Annotated in this window: 18 protein-coding genes and 1 pseudogene; 12 read left to right on the top strand and 7 right to left on the bottom strand. The window is 65.9% G+C overall.

What is annotated here, in order from left to right; all coding sequences use genetic code 11:
• The first annotated feature begins 5 nt into the window (after positions 1–5).
• On the top strand, positions 6–2348 hold the full coding sequence (locus ABZ293_RS09230; RefSeq protein ID WP_355178853.1) for a SpoIIE family protein phosphatase: 2343 nt from the start codon (positions 6–8) through the stop codon (positions 2346–2348).
• Between the two features lie 25 nt (positions 2349–2373).
• The gene (locus tag ABZ293_RS09225; protein ID WP_355178851.1) at positions 2374–2766 is read left to right on the top strand and encodes an STAS domain-containing protein; all 393 of its coding nucleotides are present in this window, start codon (positions 2374–2376) and stop codon (positions 2764–2766) included.
• Positions 2767–2867: 101 nt separating this feature from the next.
• Here ABZ293_RS09225 and ABZ293_RS09220 read toward each other — a convergent pair whose 3' ends face one another.
• Positions 2868–3905: an LLM class F420-dependent oxidoreductase gene (locus ABZ293_RS09220; protein ID WP_355178849.1), complete on the bottom strand. Its 1038-nt coding sequence runs from the start codon at positions 3903–3905 to the stop codon at positions 2868–2870.
• Between the two features lie 117 nt (positions 3906–4022).
• Here ABZ293_RS09220 and ABZ293_RS09215 point away from each other — a divergent pair, with 117 nt between their 5' ends.
• The 3 genes from ABZ293_RS09215 (at position 4023) to ABZ293_RS09205 (ending at position 7627) form a co-directional block, all read left to right on the top strand.
• Positions 4023–4655, top strand: a complete 633-nt coding sequence (locus ABZ293_RS09215) for a cyclodeaminase/cyclohydrolase family protein (RefSeq protein WP_355178848.1) — start codon at positions 4023–4025, stop codon at positions 4653–4655.
• A gap of 179 nt (positions 4656–4834) precedes the next feature.
• Positions 4835–5587, top strand: a complete 753-nt coding sequence (locus ABZ293_RS09210; protein ID WP_355178846.1) for a L,D-transpeptidase — start codon at positions 4835–4837, stop codon at positions 5585–5587.
• A 1086-nt stretch (positions 5588–6673) separates the two neighbouring features.
• Positions 6674–7627 (top strand): hypothetical protein, encoded by a 954-nt coding sequence (locus tag ABZ293_RS09205; protein ID WP_355178844.1) that lies wholly within the window; start codon positions 6674–6676, stop codon positions 7625–7627.
• Here ABZ293_RS09205 and ABZ293_RS09200 read toward each other — a convergent pair whose 3' ends face one another.
• Positions 7628–8536, bottom strand: a complete 909-nt coding sequence (locus ABZ293_RS09200; RefSeq protein ID WP_355178842.1) for an NADP-dependent oxidoreductase — start codon at positions 8534–8536, stop codon at positions 7628–7630. It lies immediately after the preceding gene.
• 67 nt (positions 8537–8603) lie between these two features.
• Here ABZ293_RS09200 and ABZ293_RS09195 point away from each other — a divergent pair, with 67 nt between their 5' ends.
• Entirely contained in the window at positions 8604–9020 is a 417-nt protein-coding gene (locus ABZ293_RS09195) for a helix-turn-helix domain-containing protein (protein ID WP_355178840.1), read from the top strand.
• Positions 9021–9063: 43 nt separating this feature from the next.
• Here the strand turns inward: ABZ293_RS09195 and ABZ293_RS09190 are convergent, their stop codons facing one another.
• A complete protein-coding gene (locus ABZ293_RS09190) occupies positions 9064–10824 on the bottom strand; it encodes an ABC transporter ATP-binding protein (protein ID WP_355178838.1) in 1761 nt (586 codons plus the stop codon).
• An 81-nt stretch (positions 10825–10905) separates the two neighbouring features.
• Here ABZ293_RS09190 and ABZ293_RS09185 point away from each other — a divergent pair, with 81 nt between their 5' ends.
• From ABZ293_RS09185 to ABZ293_RS09175, 3 genes are all read left to right on the top strand, one after another.
• The gene (locus tag ABZ293_RS09185) at positions 10906–11340 is read left to right on the top strand and encodes a MarR family transcriptional regulator (protein ID WP_355178836.1); all 435 of its coding nucleotides are present in this window, start codon (positions 10906–10908) and stop codon (positions 11338–11340) included.
• Positions 11341–11524: 184 nt separating this feature from the next.
• Positions 11525–12922, top strand: a complete 1398-nt coding sequence (locus ABZ293_RS09180; RefSeq protein WP_355178834.1) for an FAD-binding oxidoreductase — start codon at positions 11525–11527, stop codon at positions 12920–12922.
• Between the two features lie 127 nt (positions 12923–13049).
• Positions 13050–13472 (top strand): hypothetical protein, encoded by a 423-nt coding sequence (locus ABZ293_RS09175; RefSeq protein ID WP_355178832.1) that lies wholly within the window; start codon positions 13050–13052, stop codon positions 13470–13472.
• Positions 13473–13575: 103 nt separating this feature from the next.
• On the opposite strand, the gene ABZ293_RS09170 is transcribed toward ABZ293_RS09175, so the two are convergent.
• Entirely contained in the window at positions 13576–14430 is an 855-nt protein-coding gene (locus ABZ293_RS09170; RefSeq protein WP_355178830.1) for a bifunctional 5,10-methylenetetrahydrofolate dehydrogenase/5,10-methenyltetrahydrofolate cyclohydrolase, read from the bottom strand.
• A gap of 249 nt (positions 14431–14679) precedes the next feature.
• On the opposite strand from ABZ293_RS09170, the gene ABZ293_RS09165 reads away from it, so the two are divergent.
• The gene (locus ABZ293_RS09165; protein WP_355178828.1) at positions 14680–15519 is read left to right on the top strand and encodes a YdcF family protein; all 840 of its coding nucleotides are present in this window, start codon (positions 14680–14682) and stop codon (positions 15517–15519) included.
• A gap of 135 nt (positions 15520–15654) precedes the next feature.
• Positions 15655–16458 (top strand): putative protein N(5)-glutamine methyltransferase, encoded by an 804-nt coding sequence (locus ABZ293_RS09160; protein ID WP_355179117.1) that lies wholly within the window; start codon positions 15655–15657, stop codon positions 16456–16458.
• A 225-nt stretch (positions 16459–16683) separates the two neighbouring features.
• Here the strand turns inward: ABZ293_RS09160 and ABZ293_RS09155 are convergent.
• Both ABZ293_RS09155 and ABZ293_RS09150 read right to left on the bottom strand, forming a co-directional pair.
• Positions 16684–16845: pseudogene (locus ABZ293_RS09155) on the bottom strand (leucine zipper domain-containing protein); the annotation flags it as partial.
• Positions 16842–17225 carry an avidin/streptavidin family protein gene (locus ABZ293_RS09150; protein WP_355178826.1) on the bottom strand — a complete coding sequence of 128 codons (384 nt, stop codon included), beginning with the start codon at positions 17223–17225 and terminating at the stop codon, positions 16842–16844. The pseudogene ABZ293_RS09155 and the gene ABZ293_RS09150, both read right to left, overlap by 4 nt.
• Before the next feature lie 73 nt (positions 17226–17298).
• On the opposite strand from ABZ293_RS09150, the gene ABZ293_RS09145 reads away from it, so the two are divergent.
• Positions 17299–18273: a helix-turn-helix domain-containing protein gene (locus tag ABZ293_RS09145; protein ID WP_355178824.1), complete on the top strand. Its 975-nt coding sequence runs from the start codon at positions 17299–17301 to the stop codon at positions 18271–18273.
• A 50-nt stretch (positions 18274–18323) separates the two neighbouring features.
• Here the strand turns inward: ABZ293_RS09145 and ABZ293_RS09140 are convergent, their stop codons facing one another.
• Positions 18324–19154 (bottom strand): SDR family NAD(P)-dependent oxidoreductase, encoded by an 831-nt coding sequence (locus ABZ293_RS09140; RefSeq protein ID WP_355178822.1) that lies wholly within the window; start codon positions 19152–19154, stop codon positions 18324–18326.
• Positions 19155–19192: the final 38 nt, after the last annotated feature.

Raw genomic sequence — 19192 nt, 5'->3', positions numbered from 1 at the left:
GAGACATGAGCGCGGCGCTGGCCGCATTTCTCGACGCCTACGCGGATGCGCTACGGCGCCACCTGGACTCACCGTCGCAGGCCGGTCTCGGGGAGGGGTACGAACTCGGCCGCCGCGCCCTTGTCGAGGGCATCAGCCTGCTCGATCTCACCGAAAACCACTATCGCGTAGTACAAGCCACGGAGTCGGGCACCGCGGGCGCGAGCGAAACCGCCAAACGCGCCGAAACCGCACTGGAATTCTTGCTGCAGACCCTCGCCGCCCTGGACATCGCCACCCGCGGCTATATCGACGGCACCCGCCGCGCCGAACAACAGCGTTCGCGCATCAATGATCTCGTCGGGCGCGACGCCTTCCGCACCGCGCTGGTGGAATCGCTGCAGGACGGCTTCTTCGTGGCCGACGCGCGCGGCACCATTATCGAGGTCAACTCCGCCTTCGGCGCGCTGACCGGATACGGCGCCGCCGAACTGCCGTTCCCGCTGCCGCATCCCTGGACAACTCGCGACGGTCCGCGATATCCCGATCTCGGCGCCGAGGCGCAGCGTTTCGTGATTCCGGTCAAACATCGTGACGGCCGCACCGTCTGGCTCGCGGTGAGCACCAGCGCGATGGTCGAACCGGAGAAGTACGAGCAGATCTTCGTCGGCACCATCCGCGATGTCACCGCCGAACACGATGCGCAGGCCCGCGATCAGGCGGCCTCCCGGCTTGCCACCGCCGTCGGTGCGGCGACCAGCGTGGTGGAGGTGCTCGCGGTCGGACTCGACGAGTTGCGACGCACCGTCGGCGCGGAGACCGCGGTGGTCATGGTGTGGCCCAACCGAAATACCGGACCGGAGGTGTATATCTCCGGTGCCGAGGGCATTCCGGAGGGCACGGTGCTCGACGCCCGTGCGCGGGCACTGCTGGACCGGGCCCGGCGCAGACCGGCGCGCAGTCTGTTCGCGATTCCGGAGAGCACCGCGAGCTCCGAGGGCATCGTCGCCCCGCTCGGTGAGACCGGCGACGCGGCGCTGTGGCTGCGCTTCGCCGCGCCGCGCGCCATCAGCGCCGCGGACTGGACGCTGTTCTCGCTGCTCATCGGCCATCTCAGCCTGGCGGTACAGCGGGCGCGCAACTTCGATCAGGCGCGCTCGACCTCGCTGACACTGCAGCGGGCAATGCTCGGTCCGATCGAACTGCCGCCGCGGTTCTCGGTGCACTATGAGCCAGCGCTACCGCCGCTGGAGATCGGCGGCGACTGGTACGACGTGGTTCCGCTGCGCGACGGCACCATTGGGGTCGTGGTCGGCGACTGTGTCGGACGTGGTCTGTCCGCTGCCGTCGTGATGGGCCAGTTGCGTACGGCGGCAAGGGCTTTGCTACTGCGTGGCGCCGGCCCGGCGCAGCTGCTCGCGGAACTCGATACCGTCGCCGGCCGGATCCCCGGCGCAATGTGCACGACCGTATGCGCCGCCGTGCTCGACCCGGTGCGCGGACTGGTCCGCTACAGCAGCGCGGGACATATGCCGCCGATTCTGGCCGACGTCGGCCAGCCCGGCAGACTGCTCGAGGGCGGCCGGGCGGTGCCGCTGGCCACGTTCGACACGCCACGGCGGCCCGAGGCCACCACGGCGCTGACCCCGGGTTCGACGCTGGTGCTGTTCACCGACGGCCTGGTCGAACAGCGTGGTGTCGATATCGATGACAGCTTCGCCAAAATCTCGGCGGTACTCGCAGATACCGCGGGTAAATTGCCGCGTGAGGTCGCCGACGCGGTGCTCTCGCGACTACGTCCGGCCGCTGGCTACGATGATGACGTCGCCATGGTCGTATACCGGCAACCGCCCGCCGCGCTGCGGCTGGAGATTCCGGCCGATCCGGATCAGCTCTCGGCCATGCGCAAGCGGCTCAAGACCTGGCTCGCCGCTGCGGCAGTGCCGCACGACCTCGCCTCCGACCTCATCGCCGCGGCCAACGAGGCGTGTAGCAACAGCATCGAACACGCCTACCGCAATGGCGGCGGGCGGGCCACCCGGGCGATGAGCTCGACGGCCGAACTGCTCGGCCGGGCCACGAGCCCCGCCGCGGCGGCCACCACCGACCCCGGAATCGTCGAACTGACCGCCGAATGCGATACCCAACAGGTCGTCATTCTGGTCACCGACACCGGAACATGGAAACCACGCTCGGCCGACCCAGGTCCGCGCGGGCGCGGCATCGATATGATGCGCGCGCTGACGGAAGAATTGGAGATAGATCACAGCGGATTGGGCACCCGCGTCCGCATGTCGGTAACCTTGCCCGCGATCAAATCCCCAGTGGCGAACCCCCTTCGCGGCACGAACCGCCAGATTTCTGGATGACGAATGCAGCGCGAAAGGCGGGTTCATGGCAGATTGTGATGATGTGACCACCAACTCCGGAGATGCGTACCCCCTCGCGGACACGATGACCACCACGGTCGAGGCACAAGATGGCGCGACCGTTCTGACGGTGTCCGGCGAAGTCGATCTGGCGACCGCACCAGCGCTGGAGAACACCATCGAGGCCATCCTCAATGGCAGACCAGCGGTGCTGATCATCGACCTGACCGCGGTCAGCTTCCTCGCCTCGGCGGGGATGGCGACGCTGGTTGCAGCGCATCAGCGGGCCGCAGACGCGACGACCATCGTGATCGTCGCCGACGGTCCGGCCACCAGTCGTCAGCTGAAGATGACGAGTTTGGATCAGGTGTTCGCGCTGCACACCACCCTGGCCGAGGCGCTCGCCAGTCTGCGTTGAGAGCGGGCCGGATGTCGTCGTCGCGACGGACTCCCGGCCCTGGATAGACCGGAATCCCGGCCTCCGCCGCGACGGCGGGGCCGGGATCGGTCGTTTTCAGCTCAGCACAGTTCCCGCAATTGCTCGATCAACTTGACCCGCTCGGCCGGGGTCGCCGCCATCGGCACCACATTCAGCACGGTGACACCCGCCTCGCGGAACGCGGCGAGCCGCTCCTTCACGAATCCGGCCGGACCGACCAGAGAGATGTCGCGCACCAGATCGTCCGGGACGACCTTGGCGGCCTCTTCCTTCTTGCCCGCCAGGTACAGCTCCTGGATCCGATCCGCCTCGGCGCCATAGCCGTACTTGGTGGCCAGGGCGTGATAGAAGTTCTTGCCCTTGGCGCCCATGCCGCCGATGTAGAGCGCCAGATGCGGTTTCACGAATTCCAGTAGCGGCGTGACATTCTCGCCGATGGCGAGCGCGGGACCGGCATAGACGTCCAGCTCGCCGAGGATAGGATCGCGTTTGGCCAGACCGGCATCCAGCGATTCACCCCAGATCTCCTTGGCCTTCTCCGGCAGGAAGAAGATCGGCTGCCAGCCCTCGGCGATCTCCGCGGCCAGCTCCACATTCTTCGGGCCGAGCGCGGCGAGCAGCACCGGAATGCGTTCGCGCACCGGGTGATTGATCAGCTTGAGCGGCTTGCCCAGACCGGTGCCCCGATCGGCGGGCAGCGGGATCTGGTAGTACTTGCCCTGGTACTCCAGCCGCTCCCGGCGCCACACCTTGCGGCAGATCTCCACCAGTTCCCTGGTGCGTCCGATGGGCGCGTCGTAGGGCACGCCGTGGAAGCCCTCGATCACCTGCGGGCCCGACGCGCCGAGGCCGAGCACGTACCGGCCATCGGAGACGAAGTCCAGGCCAGCAGCGGTCATCGCGGTCAGGCTCGGCGTGCGGGTGTAGATCTGCAGAATGCCCGAAGCCAGCTGCAGCCGTGTGGTCTTGGCCGCCAGATACCCGAGCGCGCTCACCGCATCGAACGAATAGGCCTCCGGCACGAAAACAATGTCGAGTCCGGCCTGCTCGAGGTCGGCCACCTCGGCGGCCGCCTCTTTGAAGCCGCCCGAGTAGTTGATGCTCAATCCGATCCGCATAGCACTCAACATAACCGCAGCTACGCGCCGGGCCTGCACCGGCCACCCCGGTGCGGGCGGTAGCGTATTCGCGGTAGTTCTTCACTGTCGTCGCAGGAAAACGAAAGGCCACTCGCCGTGTCGCAGCCCTCCTTCGCTGAGGCCAACCTCGCGCAGTACCTGACCGATCTGGCCGCGAAGGTGCCCGCACCCGGCGGCGGCGCCGTCGCCGCACTGCACGCCGCACAGGGCGCCGCACTGGTGGCGATGGTCGCGCGCTACACCACCCGGGCCAAGGATGCCGAGCACCGGCCGATCGTCGACCGCATTATCGCGGCGTCCGATGCGGCCCGCGAGCGCGCACTGGCACTGGCCGATGCCGACGCGGCCGCGTTCACCGCCGTCGGCAACGCATACAAATTGCCGAAGGACACCCCGGAGCAGTCTGCCGCACGGGCCGATGCGATTGCGGCGGCGTTGATCGAGGCCGCCCGGGTGCCCGCCGCCGTCGTCGACGAGGCCGACGAGGTGCTCTCGCTGGCCGCGGAATTGCTGCCGATCGGCAATCCGAATGTGGTCACCGATATCGGTGCCGCCGCCGACGCCGCCCGCGCCGCGGCCACCAGCTCGCAGCTCAATATCGAAATCAATGTCGGCTCGCTGAGCGCCGAACAAGGCGATAAGTTCGCGACGGTGCTGATCCGCATCGACGAGATCACCGCCCGCGCGGACGCATTGCACGCCGACGTATTGCACGCCGTGCGCGGCTGAGTCTGCAACCGAACGATCGTACTCGCGCCTGGTCGTTTGTCCGACTCGGCGCCGGGTACGCCACCCCTAGAAGCGAAAACTGTGGATCTGGACGGCCGTTACAGAACCGGTACGTCGAGTTGATCATGAAGTCCTAGAATGGATTTCTGCGTCCCACACCAGCGTGAAGGGGTGGAACCATGCGGAGCGCACTCAGATATTTCTTCCTCGCGGCCGTCGTCGTGGCCTTGGCCGCGTTCGGGTCCGGAGCGGCGATCGCCACCACCATCCTCAAACCCGGGGTCGACACCGTATCGGCGATTTCGCCGTCGACAGGCCAGGAAGTAGGCATCGCGACTCCGGTGACGATTCGATTCGCCGCACCGGTCGCCAACCGCGAACGGGCCGAACGGTCGGTCGAGATCCGGGCCACCGCCACACTGCCCGGCCGTTTCTCCTGGTCGAGCGATCGCGAACTGACTTGGGCGCCAACGAGTTTTCTGCCCGCTCGGGCTCTGATCACGGTACAGGTCGGTAACGCACGCACCGAGTTCCGCACCAATGCGGGCGTGGTCGGTGACGCCGATATGTCGGCGCACACCTTTACCGTGAGCATCGGCGGGGCGGTGGCCCGACAGATGCCCGCCTCCATGGGTAAGCCCGGCTGGGAGACGCCGACCGGCACCTTCCCAGTGCTGGAAAAGTTCCGTTCGGTCGTGTTCGACTCGCGCACCATCGGCATTCCGCTGAGCTCGCCCGAGGGGTACGTCATCAATGGCGAGTACGCCGAACGCCTCACCTGGGGCGGCGTTTTCGTACACTCCGCACCGTGGTCGGTGGACTCGCAGGGCTATGCCAATGTCAGCCACGGCTGCATCAACCTGGCCCCCGATGACGCCGCCTGGTACTACGAAAACGTCGGCGTCGGCGACCCGGTGACCGTGCACTGGTGAGCCGTAAACAATCTGTTTTCCTGCGCGACACCGGCCCTCATTTTCGTCGACCGCAGCAAGCGTGGCAGTATCCTGCCGGGGTTGATACAACTGCGGGACACACTTGACGGTATGACCTGATGAAGGTGGGCTATGGATCGACCGGATATGACCTCGCGGGAGAATACTGGCCCGCAACCGAGCATTGCGCCGCAACAACCGCTCGGTGACCCGAGGGCATACCAGGATCCGAACCATCCCATGCCGCACCGCCGAATGCCGATTCCGCAGGTTCCGGCGGCTCCCGATCAGGTGCCACACCACCAAGATCCGGGCCCGCACCGCACTGGCCCCATCGCACAGCCACCCGAAAGCCGGATCAGGCCGGGCTCGATGCGCCCGGCTCCGGCGAATCGTCGCGGCCCGATCCAGAACCCCGCCGACCAGGCCCCGATGCATACCGACCCGCTCCGCCACGTCCCGATCGACGCGGAGCAGACCGGGCCGATACCCCGTCTTCCGATCGACCGACCCCCTGTCGACACGGGCCCGTTCCGCCGAATTGGGGCCGATCTATCATCGACCAATACCGGTCCGCACCAAGAGGTTCCGATCGAGCGGGCACCGCTGAATTCCGGACCGCTGCGACGAGTACCCATCGAGCAGGCACCCACCGACTCCGGACCGCTGCGCCGGGTACCGAACGACCAGAGCGCAACCCCCTCCGGGCCGCTTCGCCAGGTTCCCGACGCGCCGACGCCGATGACAACGGACCCGTTCCGTCGCATAACCGGTCACCAAGGTCCGGGTGCGCAAACGCCGAATCCGCGGGGCCCCGGGCAGACCGGCCCGATTCAACGGGATCCGATCCAGGAGCCACCCACCCACCGAGCCCCGAGCCCTCCGGTCTCGATGCGTCAGGCACTTCCGCAGCACCCCACCGCTTCGGACCCGAGCCAACATGGATCAGCACCGCAATACCCGCAGCCACCCGCACCTGCGCGGCCACACGCGCCGACCATGCCGGAACCGACCCGCCACGCTCCGGGATCGCAAAATCCGATGCAGCATGCGCCTACGGTGCACGGCCGGGGACGACGAGTACCGATGCGGCAGAACCCTATTCATCCAGAGGTCAGCAATAGGTCATTCGCCGAGCAGGATCCGACGGGACACGCACCCACCATGCAGGCCCCGATGGGGCAGCCAACGATCCAGCGAGATCCCCTGCGCCAGAACCCGATCCACTCGGATGCCGCCGCATTGCACCACACCCAGCAAGGCCCGAACCACGGCGCGCCACCGCGGCTACAGCCGCTCGCCTTGCCGGATCCCACCCCTTCAGCGCAAGATCCGATGCGGCAGAACATGACTCATGTTGGCAACGGGGAACTCGACGAGCAGGGGCGCGACTATCAGGACAACTGGTCCGAGTGGGTCGAGGAGCTTCCGGAGGAGAAGCCGCCCGCGCCGGATTACTTCCGGCACGAGGAAGCGCTGGCGGCCATGATCGATCGGTCGGGGCGGAATCGCTCGACGCGACGGTGGCTGCCCGTCCTCGTCGGGTCGGTCGCCGCCGCCGGGCTATTGGTGGTGGCCTTCGTTCAGCTCGACCCGAATCCGCAACCGGCGACGGTGGCCTCGTCCAGCCCGAGCCAGATCGCGGTTGTCGATCCGGCGCCCACCGCGCAATGTCCGGCCGAACAGGTCGGCAGCACAATTCAGGGCAATGGGGCGGGCGGTATGGATTCCGGACCGGCCGTCATCTTCGCCTTCCAGTACGCGTATTACGTCACCCGATCCGGCGAGGCGACCCGAGAGTTCGTGGCTCCCAACGCATCCGTCTCCCCCGCCACGACGATCCAGCAGGGCATCGACGGGATTCCGGTGGGCACGACACACTGCATCACCGTCACGCCGGGTGCCTTCGTCGGCCAGTATCTGGTGCAGGTGACCGAATATCGACCGGATTCGAAGTCGATCACCTACAAGCCCCAGGCCGTCACGACCGCGCGCATCGGCAGCCAAACCCTCATTACCGCGATCAGCGCCGCCAAATAGTCAGACCGGCGAATTCCACGGCACCAGTACGATCTTCCCGCGAACGCGCCCGGATTCACTCAGGTGGTGCGCCTTGACCACCTCGGCCATCGGCAGCACCTGATCGATCTCGACCCGCAACCGCCCGTCGTCGAACAAGGCGGACAGCTCCCGCAGATCGCTGCCGGACGGTGTCACATACAGTCGCTCATATCGCGGATCGTCGTCGGCATCATTGCCCTGCGCATCGATCAGGCGTCCGCCGTCCGCGAGTACCGGCAACGATCGTGACCCGTACTCGCCACCGACGAGATCGAAGACCACATCGATATCGCGCAACGCATCCGCGAAATCGGCTGTCGTGTAGTCGATCACCTCGTCCGCTCCCAGATCGCGGAGAAACTCGTGATTGGCGGTCCGGGCCGTACCGATCACATGCGCGCCGCGGTTCCGCGCAATCTGCACCGCGAAATGCCCGACACCGCCCGCCGCCGCATGCACCAGAACGCGTTGCCCGGCTACGACTTCGGCGAGTCCCTGCCAGGCCGTGAGCACCGCTGTCGGCACTGCCGCCGCGTGGATGTGGTCCAGGCTCGCCGGTTTCGGTGCGAGGATATCAGCCTGCGCCACAACGTATTCCGCATAACCACCGTGACGGCTGAGCACCATGCCGTAGACCTCGGCGCCGACCCCGAACTGCTCGACGCCCGGACCGACCTCGGCCACTATCCCGGAAACATCGAAACCCAGTGTGAACGGCGGATCTCCGAGTTTGCGCACCAGCCCGGACCGAAGTTTCCAGTCCGCCGCATTCATGCCGGTGGCGGCGACCCGCACCACCACCTCACCCGGCCCGGCATTCGGCCGATCGACCTCGACGATTTCCAGGACCTCGGGAGCACCGAATGTTCGTTGCGTGATTGTCAGCATGCCCACGATTCTGCGTTCACCTAGTATCCAAGGGAAAGAAGGCACTTCAATGATCCCGAGGTACCCGATGGATACCATCGTCGACTGGTCCGACTCCGATAACCTGGTCAAGGCTTATCTGACCAACTGTCCGGCGCGCGAAGTGCTCACCGTGCTCGCGGACAAATGGGTGCTGCTGGTCCTCGGTGTGCTGCGCATGGCGGGCGGACCGGTGCGCTTCAATGACCTGCGCCGCCGGCTCGATGGCATCACCCAGAAGATGCTCACCCGCACCCTGCGCAATCTCGAGCGCGATGGCCTGGTCCGCCGCGCCGTCTACCCCACCGTCCCGCCGCGTGTCGAGTATTCGCTCACCGAACTCGGTGCCAGCCTGGGTGAGCTGAGCCATGCGATGGGTGTCTGGTCGGTTCGGCACCACGGCGAAATCCTCACCGCCCGAGACGATTTCGACACGCGCGCGGCAGCGGAACCCGAACCCGTCTGAAGCTGGCAAGCCGTCATGCCCCTCAGTAGGGATGCCGGCCGAGTCAGGCGGCCCGCAGGAGGTCGCCGCCGGAGGCGAGGGCGGCGTAGCGGCCGTCGGCGTCCATGAGTTCGCGGTGGGTTCCGCGTTCGATGATGTGGCCGTGGTCGAGGACGACGATCTGATCGGCGTCGCGGATGGTGGAGAGCCGGTGTGCGATGGTGATGGTGGTACGGCCTTCCGACAGTGCGTCGATGGCCGCCTGCACCTCCTGCTCGGTCCGGTTGTCCAGCGCACTGGTGGCCTCGTCGAGCACCAGAATCGGTGGGTTGCGCAGGATCACCCGCGCCACCGCCAAGCGCTGCTGCTCACCGCCGGAGAAGCGGTATCCGCGTTCACCGACCAGCGTGTCGTAGCCATCTGGCAGGCTCGCGATGTGATCGTGGATCTGCGCGGCCCGCGCGGCGGCGTATAGCTCCTCATCTGTCGCATCGGGTTTGGCGAAGCGCAGATTGTCCGCGACCGATGCGTGGAACAGGTAGGTCTCCTGTGACACCACACCGACGGTGGCGGCGAGATCGGCAAAGGACAAGTCCCGCACATCGATTCCGTCGATCTGCACCGACCCCGATGTCACATCGTAGAGCCGCGCCACCAGGTATCCGAGTGTGGTCTTACCCGATCCGGTCGCGCCGACAATGGCCAGACTGGACCCGGCGGGCACGGTGATATCGATGTCCCGCAGCACATCCCGGGTGCCCGAGCCATACCCGAAGCCGACGTGATCGAAGCGCACCTCACCCTTGACTCCCGAATTCGGCACCGGTACAGGCTTTATCGGCTCCTCGAAATCAGGCTCGAGATCCAGGTATTCGAAGATCCTGCCGAACAGCGCCATCGAACTCTGCACCTGCACACCGGTGTACAGCAACTGCACCATCGGCCGCAGCAGACTCGTCTGCAAGGTCGTGAACGCCACCAGCGTGCCGATCGATACCAGCGGATGTCCCGCCGCGACCGTCAATCCCGCTGCCCAGTAGACGACCGCGGGCATGGCAGCCATGACGATCTGAATCGTCGACTGCCGCCACCGCCCCGCCATCCCGGACCGGATCTCCAGGTCGACCAGCCCGCGCGATTCCTTCGCGAAATCGTCGACCAGTGCGGGCGAGCGCCCCATCGTGCGCCCGAGCAGAATGCCGCTCACCGATAGCGATTCCTCAACAATCGCCGACATGCCCGCCAACTTCTGCTGGCGTTCCGCGGTGATCTTCCTGCGCTCGTCGCCGACGCGCCGACTGATCCAGACGAAGAACGGCAGCATGATCAGCGATACCGCGGTGAGCCGCCAGTCCAACGCGATCATCGCGATCACCGACGCGATCACCGTGGTGAAGTTGGAGACCAGCGAGGTCGCGGTGGAGGTGACCGTCGACTGCATGCCGCCGATATCGTTGGCGATCCGCGACTGCACCTCGCCGGTGCGCGTAGTCGTGAAGAACGACAACGGCATTCGCTGCAACTGCGCATAGACCGCGGCGCGCAGATCGTGCATGACCTCTTGGCCGACCGCGGTGGAGATGTAGGTCTGCAGTACGCCGAAGACGGCGGTCAGGGCGGCGACCGCGACCATGCCCGCGGCGAGTGCGGTCAACAGGCCGGTGCGGCCGTGCGGGAGGGCGTCGTCGAGGATGCCGCGCAGCATGAACGGCGATGCCAGCGCGACCAGGGAAGACAAACCGACGAGCGCGGCGACCAGCGCCAGGCGCGCTCGATACGGACGAAAAAGCCGGACGATCCGGCGAAGTTGATGTGGGGGCTGCACAGGCGCCTCCTTCCGAAGCTATGTCATCAAACTGAGCATGGCTCATAATTGTTCCCGAAACAATGAGTTATGCTCAACATCGTGGAAACCGCTCCTGATCCCGACCTCCCCGAGCTGTTCCTGCGCACCGCCAAGCGCATCCGCCGCAACCAGGTCGCCCGCCTCGCACCGCTTGGCATCACCCCTGGTCAGGCACGTGCGCTGCGTATACTCGGCCACCACGACGAGCCGCTGCGCATGGCCGCACTGGCCGATCACCTCGGCATCGTCCCCCGCTCCGCCACCACCGTGGTCGACGCCCTCGAATCCACGCACCTGGTCTCACGCACCCCCGACCCCACCAACCGTCGCTCCACCCTGGTGACCCTGACCGATTCCGGTCGCGCCGCCATCTCGCAGATGGCCGCCGCCCGACGGCAGGCCGCCGAGGAAGTCTTCGCCACCCTCCGACCCGAGCAGCGCGAAACCCTTCGCGACCTGCTCTCGACGCTCGATGCAGCCGCGACGAGGGCGTGACCGTCCGCCATTTCTCGCCGATGCGCGATCCACACCAATAGACTGTGATGTGCGCCACATTAGACCTTGACGCGCTCTTGGACAGCACGGCCGGTACGTGCAGGTGCTGCCGCGGAGTCGATGCGCGGATCGCGTGACCAACTCCGTACACAAATAGTCGGGGCCTGGTAGCTGGAGATATGCGATGACCCGAACAGCGAGCTCCGATATCCGAGCATTGCGGTCCAGGATGGCTGGGCCGGTATTCGCTCCCGACGATGCGGGCTATGACACGGCCCGCGCGGTCTGGAACGGCGATATCGACAGGCGACCGGCCGTGATCGCCGAATGCCTGTCCCCCGAAGACGTGGCCGCGGCACTTGCTTTCGCCGGGGACCACGCGCTCGAGGTATCGGTTCGCGGCGGTGGCCACGCGTACAGCGGCACCGCTGTCGGCGACGACGGGCTGATGATCAATCTCGGGTTGATGAATCGCGTGCTGGTGGATCCAGCAGGTGCGCGTGCCCGGGTCGGCGGCGGCGCGACCATGGCGGATATGGATGCCGCGACTCAGGTGCACGGGCTGGCCGTGACCGGCGGGGTGATCAGCGATACCGGCGTCGGCGGGCTCACACTCGGCGGTGGTATGGGCTGGCTGACGCGCATGTTCGGGCTGACGATCGACGACCTGATGTCGGCCCAGGTCGTACTCGCGGACGGCCGGATTGTGCAGGCCTGCGAAACTGAGCACGCCGACCTGTTCTGGGCGCTGCGTGGTGGTGGCGGCAACTTCGGCGTCGTGACCGAATTCGAGTTTCGGCTGCATCCGGTCGGACCCGAAGTGCACCTCGGCTTTTTCTTCTGGGGGCTCGAGGACGGGGGCGCCGCGCTACGGCTGTTCCGCGAGTTCATCCCGACGCTGCCACTGCGCTCCGGAGTATTCGTCGGCGCCGGATTATCCGCGCCGCCAGCGCCTTTCGTGCCGGAGCAATTCCACTTGGTGCCGGGCTATCTCCTCATTGTCGCTGGTTTCGATACGGCCGAGGAGCACACTCAGGCGGTGGCCCCGCTGCGCGTCGCGCTACCGCCGCTGTTCGAATTCATTACGCCTATTCCCTATGTCGGATTGCAGAGCCTGCTCGACGACTCCGCGCCTTGGGGCGCCTACGGCTACGAGAAGAGCCTCGACCTCGATGATTTCTCCGATGAGGTAATCGCGGTCATCACCGAGCATGCCGGCAACAAGGCATCACCACTATCGTTCATGCCCATTTTCACACTCAATGGCGCCTTCACCGGCGTCGGCGAGAGCGACACCGCATTCGGCGGCGCCCGCACCGCGCACTATGTGTGCAATATCCAAGCCGCCGCCCTCGACTCCGAAACCCTCGCCACCGACCGAACCTGGGCCCGAACGATCTGGGAAGCACTGCGCCCCTTGGCTGCCAACTCCGGCGGCTATGTCAACTTCATGTCCGACGCCGACGAGAACCGGGTCCACACGTCCTACGGCGCCACCAAATACGCCAGACTGGCCGCCATCAAAACTCAGTACGACCCCGGCAATGTCTTCCACCGCAACGCCAACATCAAACCCGGCTGACAGATAATGGGTTCAGACCAAGGGGTCCGGGCCGACCAGCATGTCGGCAGCGACGATGCGGAGCCCGTCCACCTGCTCCGCATACAGCGCGACACCCGCATGGCTCGCCGCGTCATAGCATGAGAATGTGCTGCTGAGCGCATTCCACCGCCCGCTCCGAATCGCCACCGCCCTGCTCCTGCTGGCCGGAGTCGCGCTGGCCGCGTTCGGCAGCGCGGCCTCGCTCACCCACCACAGCCCAGCCCGCGCCGCCGGCTTCCTGATCGTCGCCGTCGCATTGGCCAGCGTCGCGGTGCTGGTGCTGCGCGGCTACCGATGGATCATCGCCATCACGACCGTGGCTTTGGGCGGTCAGTCGATCGCGGTCGCCGCGACCATCTGGGAATTGATCCACGGCATCGACCCGATCAAATCCCGTCAGCTACACGACCTGGGCGTCACCCCCACCACCGGCGTAGCCATCAACCTGATCTACTCCAGCACCGCCGTACTTCTGTTCACCTGGTTCGCCTTGCGCTACTACCGAATCCGCACCAACGCCTGGCGGTAGTTCGCCAAAATCTCACTGCGGCAAGGAAACTCGACAACCCGCAGTCGCCACGATCGCGTCCGCCATGAACCCGGTACGACACGTCCGGGCGAGCGGCGAACGATCAGGCCGTGCGGGCCTTTTCGGCGGCGGCGACTACATGACGCATCAGGAGAGCGGTGGTTACCGGCCCCACGCCACCGGGAACGGGGCTGAGACCGGAGGCCTTGCCGCGTACGGAGTCCGCGTCGACGTCGCCGACGATTTTTCCGTCGGCTGCTTCGTTGGTGCCGACATCAATGACAGTGGCGCCTTCGCGGATGTGTTTGCCAGTGACCAGGCCGATGCGGCCCGCGGCGGCTACCACGATGTCGGCGGCAGAGGTCACGGCCGGGAGGTCCGTGGTGCGGGAATGACAGATGGTGACGGTGGCGTTTTCCGCGAGCAGCAGTTGGGCCAGTGGCTTGCCGACAATGTTGGAGCGGCCGACCACGGCGACATGCTGACCGGCGAGCGGGATTTCGTGATGCTTCAGTAGTTCGATGACGGCCTCGGAGGTGGCGGGGACGAAGCCGTCCAGGTTGGAGGCGAGCAGGCCGAGGGACAGCGGGCTGACGCCGTCGACATCCTTGGTGGCGGCGATGGCCGAGCTGACATCGTCGAGGGTGACACCGGCGGGCAGCGGGGTCTGCAGCATGATCGCGTCGATGCCGGTGTCCGCGCTGCGAGCGGTCAGTTCGTCACGGATCTGCTGGATCCTCGCGTCGGCACCGAGATCGATGGTGTCGCAGGCGATTCCGAGACGTTCGGCGGCCTTGCGCAGCGAGTTCACGTACCAGGCGCTGGCCGGATCGTCATTGGCCACGATCAGGGCCAGGCGCGGCGCGGTTCCGCTCGCGGTGAGCGCCGCGGCGCGCTCCTTGGTGTCGGCGTTGATGGCGGCGGCGAGTTCCTTGCCGGACAGCGAAACGGTATCCACGTTGTCACACCTTATCGGCTGTACCCCGCGGTCGGTTCGAGCGGTCACCCCGCGCCGCCCGATTTGCCCGAAGTCGGGAAATGACGCGCGGATTGCGTCCGGCAATTACCCGACTATGGCCTGTACCAGCCGTATCGTGATGGCTGCTAGCCAACAGCTAACTGTCAGCTGACCTACCGAAAGCCCCGTTTCACGCGTGGAAAGGTGTCGACTGTCGTGAAGATCTCGAGGCATTGGAAACTATCGGTCGTGACCGCGTTCGCGGCCGCGACCATCACCGCACTGACCGGCGCACCTGCCATCGCGGCGCCGAATACCGACGCCCTCTACAACTCCGCCCAGCGCGCCTTCACCGACGGTGACGACGCCTCCGGACGCGCCGAGCTCCGGGAGCTGATCACCGCGGACCCGACCGACGCCGAGGCCCTGGCGCTGCAGGCGATCTGGTCGAACTACGCCAATGACCTACCCGCCATGGCCGATTCGATAGCACGCCTCACCGCCGTCAACCCGGAGATGGCCCAGGGCACCACGAATGTGCTCGGCGCGATCACCGCCGCCGTCAGCACCCTGCCGAACCCGCTGCCCGCGCTCGTCGGACCGCAGACCGGAATCGTGGTGCTGGGATACGGCTTGCTCCCGGATGGCACGCTCCGTCCCGAGCTCGTGAACCGGCTGACCGCGGCCTGGCTGCAGGCGGTCGCCTCGCCGTTCTCACCCATCATCGTCACCGGCGGCAACCCGCAGAACGGGATCTCCGAGGCCGAGGCCATGCGGGCCTGGCTGATCAGTAAGGGCTTGCCCACCTCTCGGATCAATGTCGAGAGCCGGGCCGGATCGACGGTGCAGAACGCGCTGTTCAGCACCAAGATGCTGCGTGATGTCGGCGCGGACAGCGCGGTCCTGGTCACCTCGCCGAATCACATCCGGCGCGCGGTCGCCGACTTCATTGTCGCGGGCACGCGCGTGGTCGGGGCGACCACCTCGCTCGACCAGCTGGTGTCGCAGTTGCCACCGCCCGCCCGGCAGGCGCAGCGCGGCATCTATCTCGACGCGACGCGCACATTCCAGCTCGCGACCTCTCGCTGAGATCCCACCACGCGAACAGTCGGTCCGAGCTTGCCCTATCGACCCAAGTACTCGACGCGAAAGTGCAGCTCAGACCGATTGCCAACAGAAAACGACTAGCCCTGTCGAATACCCGCACGGCAGGATGTCCCGGTGATGCAAACCGGAGATATCGTCGCGCAACTACGCGCGGCGGGCTGTGTATTCGCCGAGGACGAGGCGCGGCTGCTCACCGCCGCCGCGGCGGAGACCGGCGCCGATCTGGCGGATCTGGTCGCGCAACGGGTTTCCGGAACACCCCTGGAGTACCTGCTCGGCTGGACCGAATTCCACGGCTTGCGCGTCGCGGTCGCCCCGGGTGTTTTCGTGCCGCGCCAACGCACCGCCTTCCTCGTCGACGAAGCTGCCGAACTCGCCCGCACGCTCCCCACCGAGCACCCCGTCGTGGTCGATATGTGCTGCGGTTCAGGTGCATTGGGTCTCGCCATGGCCAAAATCCTCGCGACCGAGGGCCGACAGATAAACCTGGCCGCCGCCGATATCGAACCCGCCGCGGTCGAATGCGCCCGCCGCAATCTCACTCCGATCGGCGCGGCCGTCTACCAGGGTGACCTGTTCGACCCGCTCCCCCGCGAACTGCGCGGACACATCGACATCCTGCTCGCGAACACCCCGTACGTGCCATCGGAAATGATCGCCCAAATGCCGCCGGAGGCGCGCGATTACGAGCCACGTACCGCCCTCGATGGCGGTCCCGACGGCCTGGATATCTTCCGCCGGGTGATCGATGCCGCCCGCACCTGGCTCGCCCCGGGCGGACATTTGCTGGTCGAAGCCAGCGAAGCCCAAGCCCCGCACGCGATCACCGCCCTCACCGAATACGGCTTCACCGGCCGCATCGCCGAATCGGACGAGCACTATGCGACTGTCGTCATCGGCACCAAACCGGTCGCGCGATAGGCAAGTCGACCCGACTAGTTATATGAGGCCATGACGCTGATGACACGGTGGAGGCTGGGCGGCTGTCCGCCGGTGGCTCCCTGGGCGTCGGGGGTAGTTGTAGTGCACGCACCAGACAACTCGACGGCTCTTCCACACCACACCACCAACCCGCCACCACCCCGCCGGATGTGGTGCAGCAGATCGAGACGATGCAGCTCGAGCACAAATGGTCCGCGGCGCGGATACTCCGATGTCACCGCGTCGGCTCCACCGGTTCACCCACTTCGACTCACACGCCCGAGAGATCCTCATCTCTGCCGCCACATGAGCGATCGGTCGGGACTTGCAGCGCTCGACCAAGTGACGGCGGCCCTCGACCGACAGTGGCGCGTTGGCGTGGATCACTCTTGGCGGTGGAACGAGTCCGTGTTGGCAAGCACGGCGTGCGCCCAGGGGAGTTCGATCTCGGCAGGTTCCGCGCCTGGCCGCGGTCGTTTGACAGCCCTATCGGAAACTACGTGCCAGGCCATGTGAAGTGTGTCCTCGCGAAGAAGCCCGGTGAATGACGCGATCGCAGCAGGGTCCTGGGTGGCAGCGAACGCGAAATGAAGCGCGTTTCCCTTGCTAAGGCCGATGATGGGCACCGTCGCTTCGGCGAACGAACTGTCACCGAGCGCGGTCGTAAACGTTCCTTCAATGCGGCCGTCGCCGTCGTCGGTGATGTGAAGACGGGAGCCGTACTCGTTGATCCAGGTGCCGGTCCAGGTGTCTGGTGTGTTGTTCATGCCTTCAGTGTGGGCGGGCGAGGTTGCCGATCGTGAGTGGCTGGTTTGCCTCTCCCCGTGGTTATCATGCCACGTGCTTCGTGTCGTCGCGGTAGTGGTCGAACCACACGCATCATTCGAACTCGCTTGCGTTGCTGATGTTTTCGGTGTCGCGCGGGATGGGGTGCCGCCCTGGGCCGACTTCCGGGTCGCCGCTGAACAACCAGGACAGGTATGGGCCAAGGCGGGTTACCAGATCCTGGTCGAGCACGGCTTGGACGCGATAACGGAAGCCGAGGTGGTGTTCGTCACCGGATGGCCGACACCTGATGAGCTGCCTTCCAACTCGCTCATGGACGCGTTGGTACGCGCACACGCCAACGGCGCCACCATCGCTGGCCTGTGCTCAGGGACCTACGTGCTGGCGGCTGCGGGCCTGCTCAACGGACGCACCGCGACAACGCACTGGTCACAGACCGAAGACCTGGCCCGCCGATACCCATTCGTCCAGGTAACACCCGATGTGCTCTTCGTAGATCACGGCGACGTGGCGACCAGCGGCGGCGCCGGTGCCGCCGCCGACCTCGCACTTCATATCGTCCGTCGGCACTGCGGAACCCGCCTCGCCGACACCATCGCCCGCCATATGGTGCTACCTCCGCACCGTGTCGGCGGGCAGCGGCAATACGCGATCGAATCCCGGCGACGCCACACACCCGAGTCGATGGGAGAACTACTGGGCTGGTGCGCAGACCACCTCGCCGACGATCTGAGCCTGCGGGCACTAGCGAAACGATCTGGCGTCTCCCCACGGACCCTTCACCGTCGATTTGAGGCACATCTCGGCACGACACCGGCGGCATGGGTTCAAGAGCAACGCATGATGCGCGCCGCCACGCTCCTACAAACCACCGACCTCCCGGTCGCAGCCATCGCCGCATCCGTCGGACTCAGCGACCCGGCCAACTTCCGAAAGCAATTCCGTTCAGTAACCGGAGTCAATCCCAACCGCTACCGCGACACCTTCGCCCCGGCCACCGTCAACAACGTCCTGACCCGCGACAACTAGTGCCAGGTCCCCTCGAAACGCGTGAAGCCCGTTCGGGTCAGTACCGCGCTCTACTTCTTGCGGCCGGTGAATTCGTCCATCGAGTGGTACACACCAACCGAATTCAGGAACAGATCGCGCAACTTGATCGGCAGCAGGCCCGAGATCGCCTTATTCAGCCGCGACGTCCACGGCAGGATAACGAGCGGATTGCCCGCCTTCATTTCTTGCCATGAGGTATCGACGACATCATCCTGCTCCAGGATCGGCGTGAACAGGAAACCCTTTGCGCCGTTGAACATTCCGGTATTGATGTAGGTCGGACACACCGTGGTGACCTTCACGTGGTCGTGGCCCGCCTGCTCCAACTCGATGCGCACCGAATCCGACCATCCCAGCGCCGCCCACTTCGACGCCGCGTACACGCTCATGCGCGGATTGGCGACCAGCCCCGCCGAGGACGCGATGGTCATCACCCGCGCCTGGCCGGTGCCGCGCACCATCGCGGGCAGGAATTCGAGCGTAATGTACATCGGCGCAAGGGAATTGATCGCGACCGTCTTATCGATATCGGCACGGTCGGTCGTCTCCCAGAAGTAGCTGTTGCCGCGCACGATGCCCGCATTGTTGACCAGGATATCGATATCGCCGACCGCACCACGGACCGCTGCAGCGGCCTCGGCTATGGAGTCCTGCGAGGCGACGTCGACCACGTAGTGGTGAACGGCCGTACCGCGTCCGGACAACTCGGCCACGGTCTCTTCGAGCGCAGATTCGTTGATATCCCACAGCACCACCGCGGCGGCGCCCTCACGCACCGCGCGTTCGGCGAACAGCTTGCCCAGGCCCATCGCGGCACCTGTGACCAGCACCTTCTTATCCGCTACCGTGTCCAGCTTCATTCGTCCCAATCCTGATCCATCTTGAAAAAGTTGCTGGC

Origin of the sequence: Nocardia sp. NPDC005998 (assembly GCF_040614395.1) — a bacterium.
Classification (GTDB): Bacteria; Actinomycetota; Actinomycetes; order Mycobacteriales; family Mycobacteriaceae; genus Nocardia.
The sequence above is the reverse complement of the archived record's forward strand: the minus strand, read 5'-3'. Positions and strand labels throughout refer to the sequence as shown.

Bases quoted from the DNA above. Each gene is read 5' to 3' on its own strand.
- ABZ293_RS09230 (WP_355178853.1), top strand. From the start codon at position 6: ATGAGCGCGGCGCTGGCCGCATTTCTCGACGCCTACGCGGATGCGCTA.
- ABZ293_RS09225 (WP_355178851.1), top strand. From the start codon at position 2,374: ATGGCAGATTGTGATGATGTGACCACCAACTCCGGAGATGCGTACCCC.
- ABZ293_RS09220 (WP_355178849.1), bottom strand. From the start codon at position 3,905: ATGCGGATCGGATTGAGCATCAACTACTCGGGCGGCTTCAAAGAGGCG.
- ABZ293_RS09210 (WP_355178846.1), top strand. From the start codon at position 4,835: ATGCGGAGCGCACTCAGATATTTCTTCCTCGCGGCCGTCGTCGTGGCC.
- ABZ293_RS09205 (WP_355178844.1), top strand. From the start codon at position 6,674: ATGCGGCAGAACCCTATTCATCCAGAGGTCAGCAATAGGTCATTCGCC.
- ABZ293_RS09200 (WP_355178842.1), bottom strand. From the start codon at position 8,536: ATGCTGACAATCACGCAACGAACATTCGGTGCTCCCGAGGTCCTGGAA.
- ABZ293_RS09195 (WP_355178840.1), top strand. From the start codon at position 8,604: ATGGATACCATCGTCGACTGGTCCGACTCCGATAACCTGGTCAAGGCT.
- ABZ293_RS09180 (WP_355178834.1), top strand. From the start codon at position 11,525: ATGACCCGAACAGCGAGCTCCGATATCCGAGCATTGCGGTCCAGGATG.
- ABZ293_RS09160 (WP_355179117.1), top strand. From the start codon at position 15,655: ATGCAAACCGGAGATATCGTCGCGCAACTACGCGCGGCGGGCTGTGTA.
- ABZ293_RS09150 (WP_355178826.1), bottom strand. From the start codon at position 17,225: ATGAACAACACACCAGACACCTGGACCGGCACCTGGATCAACGAGTAC.
- ABZ293_RS09140 (WP_355178822.1), bottom strand. From the start codon at position 19,154: ATGAAGCTGGACACGGTAGCGGATAAGAAGGTGCTGGTCACAGGTGCC.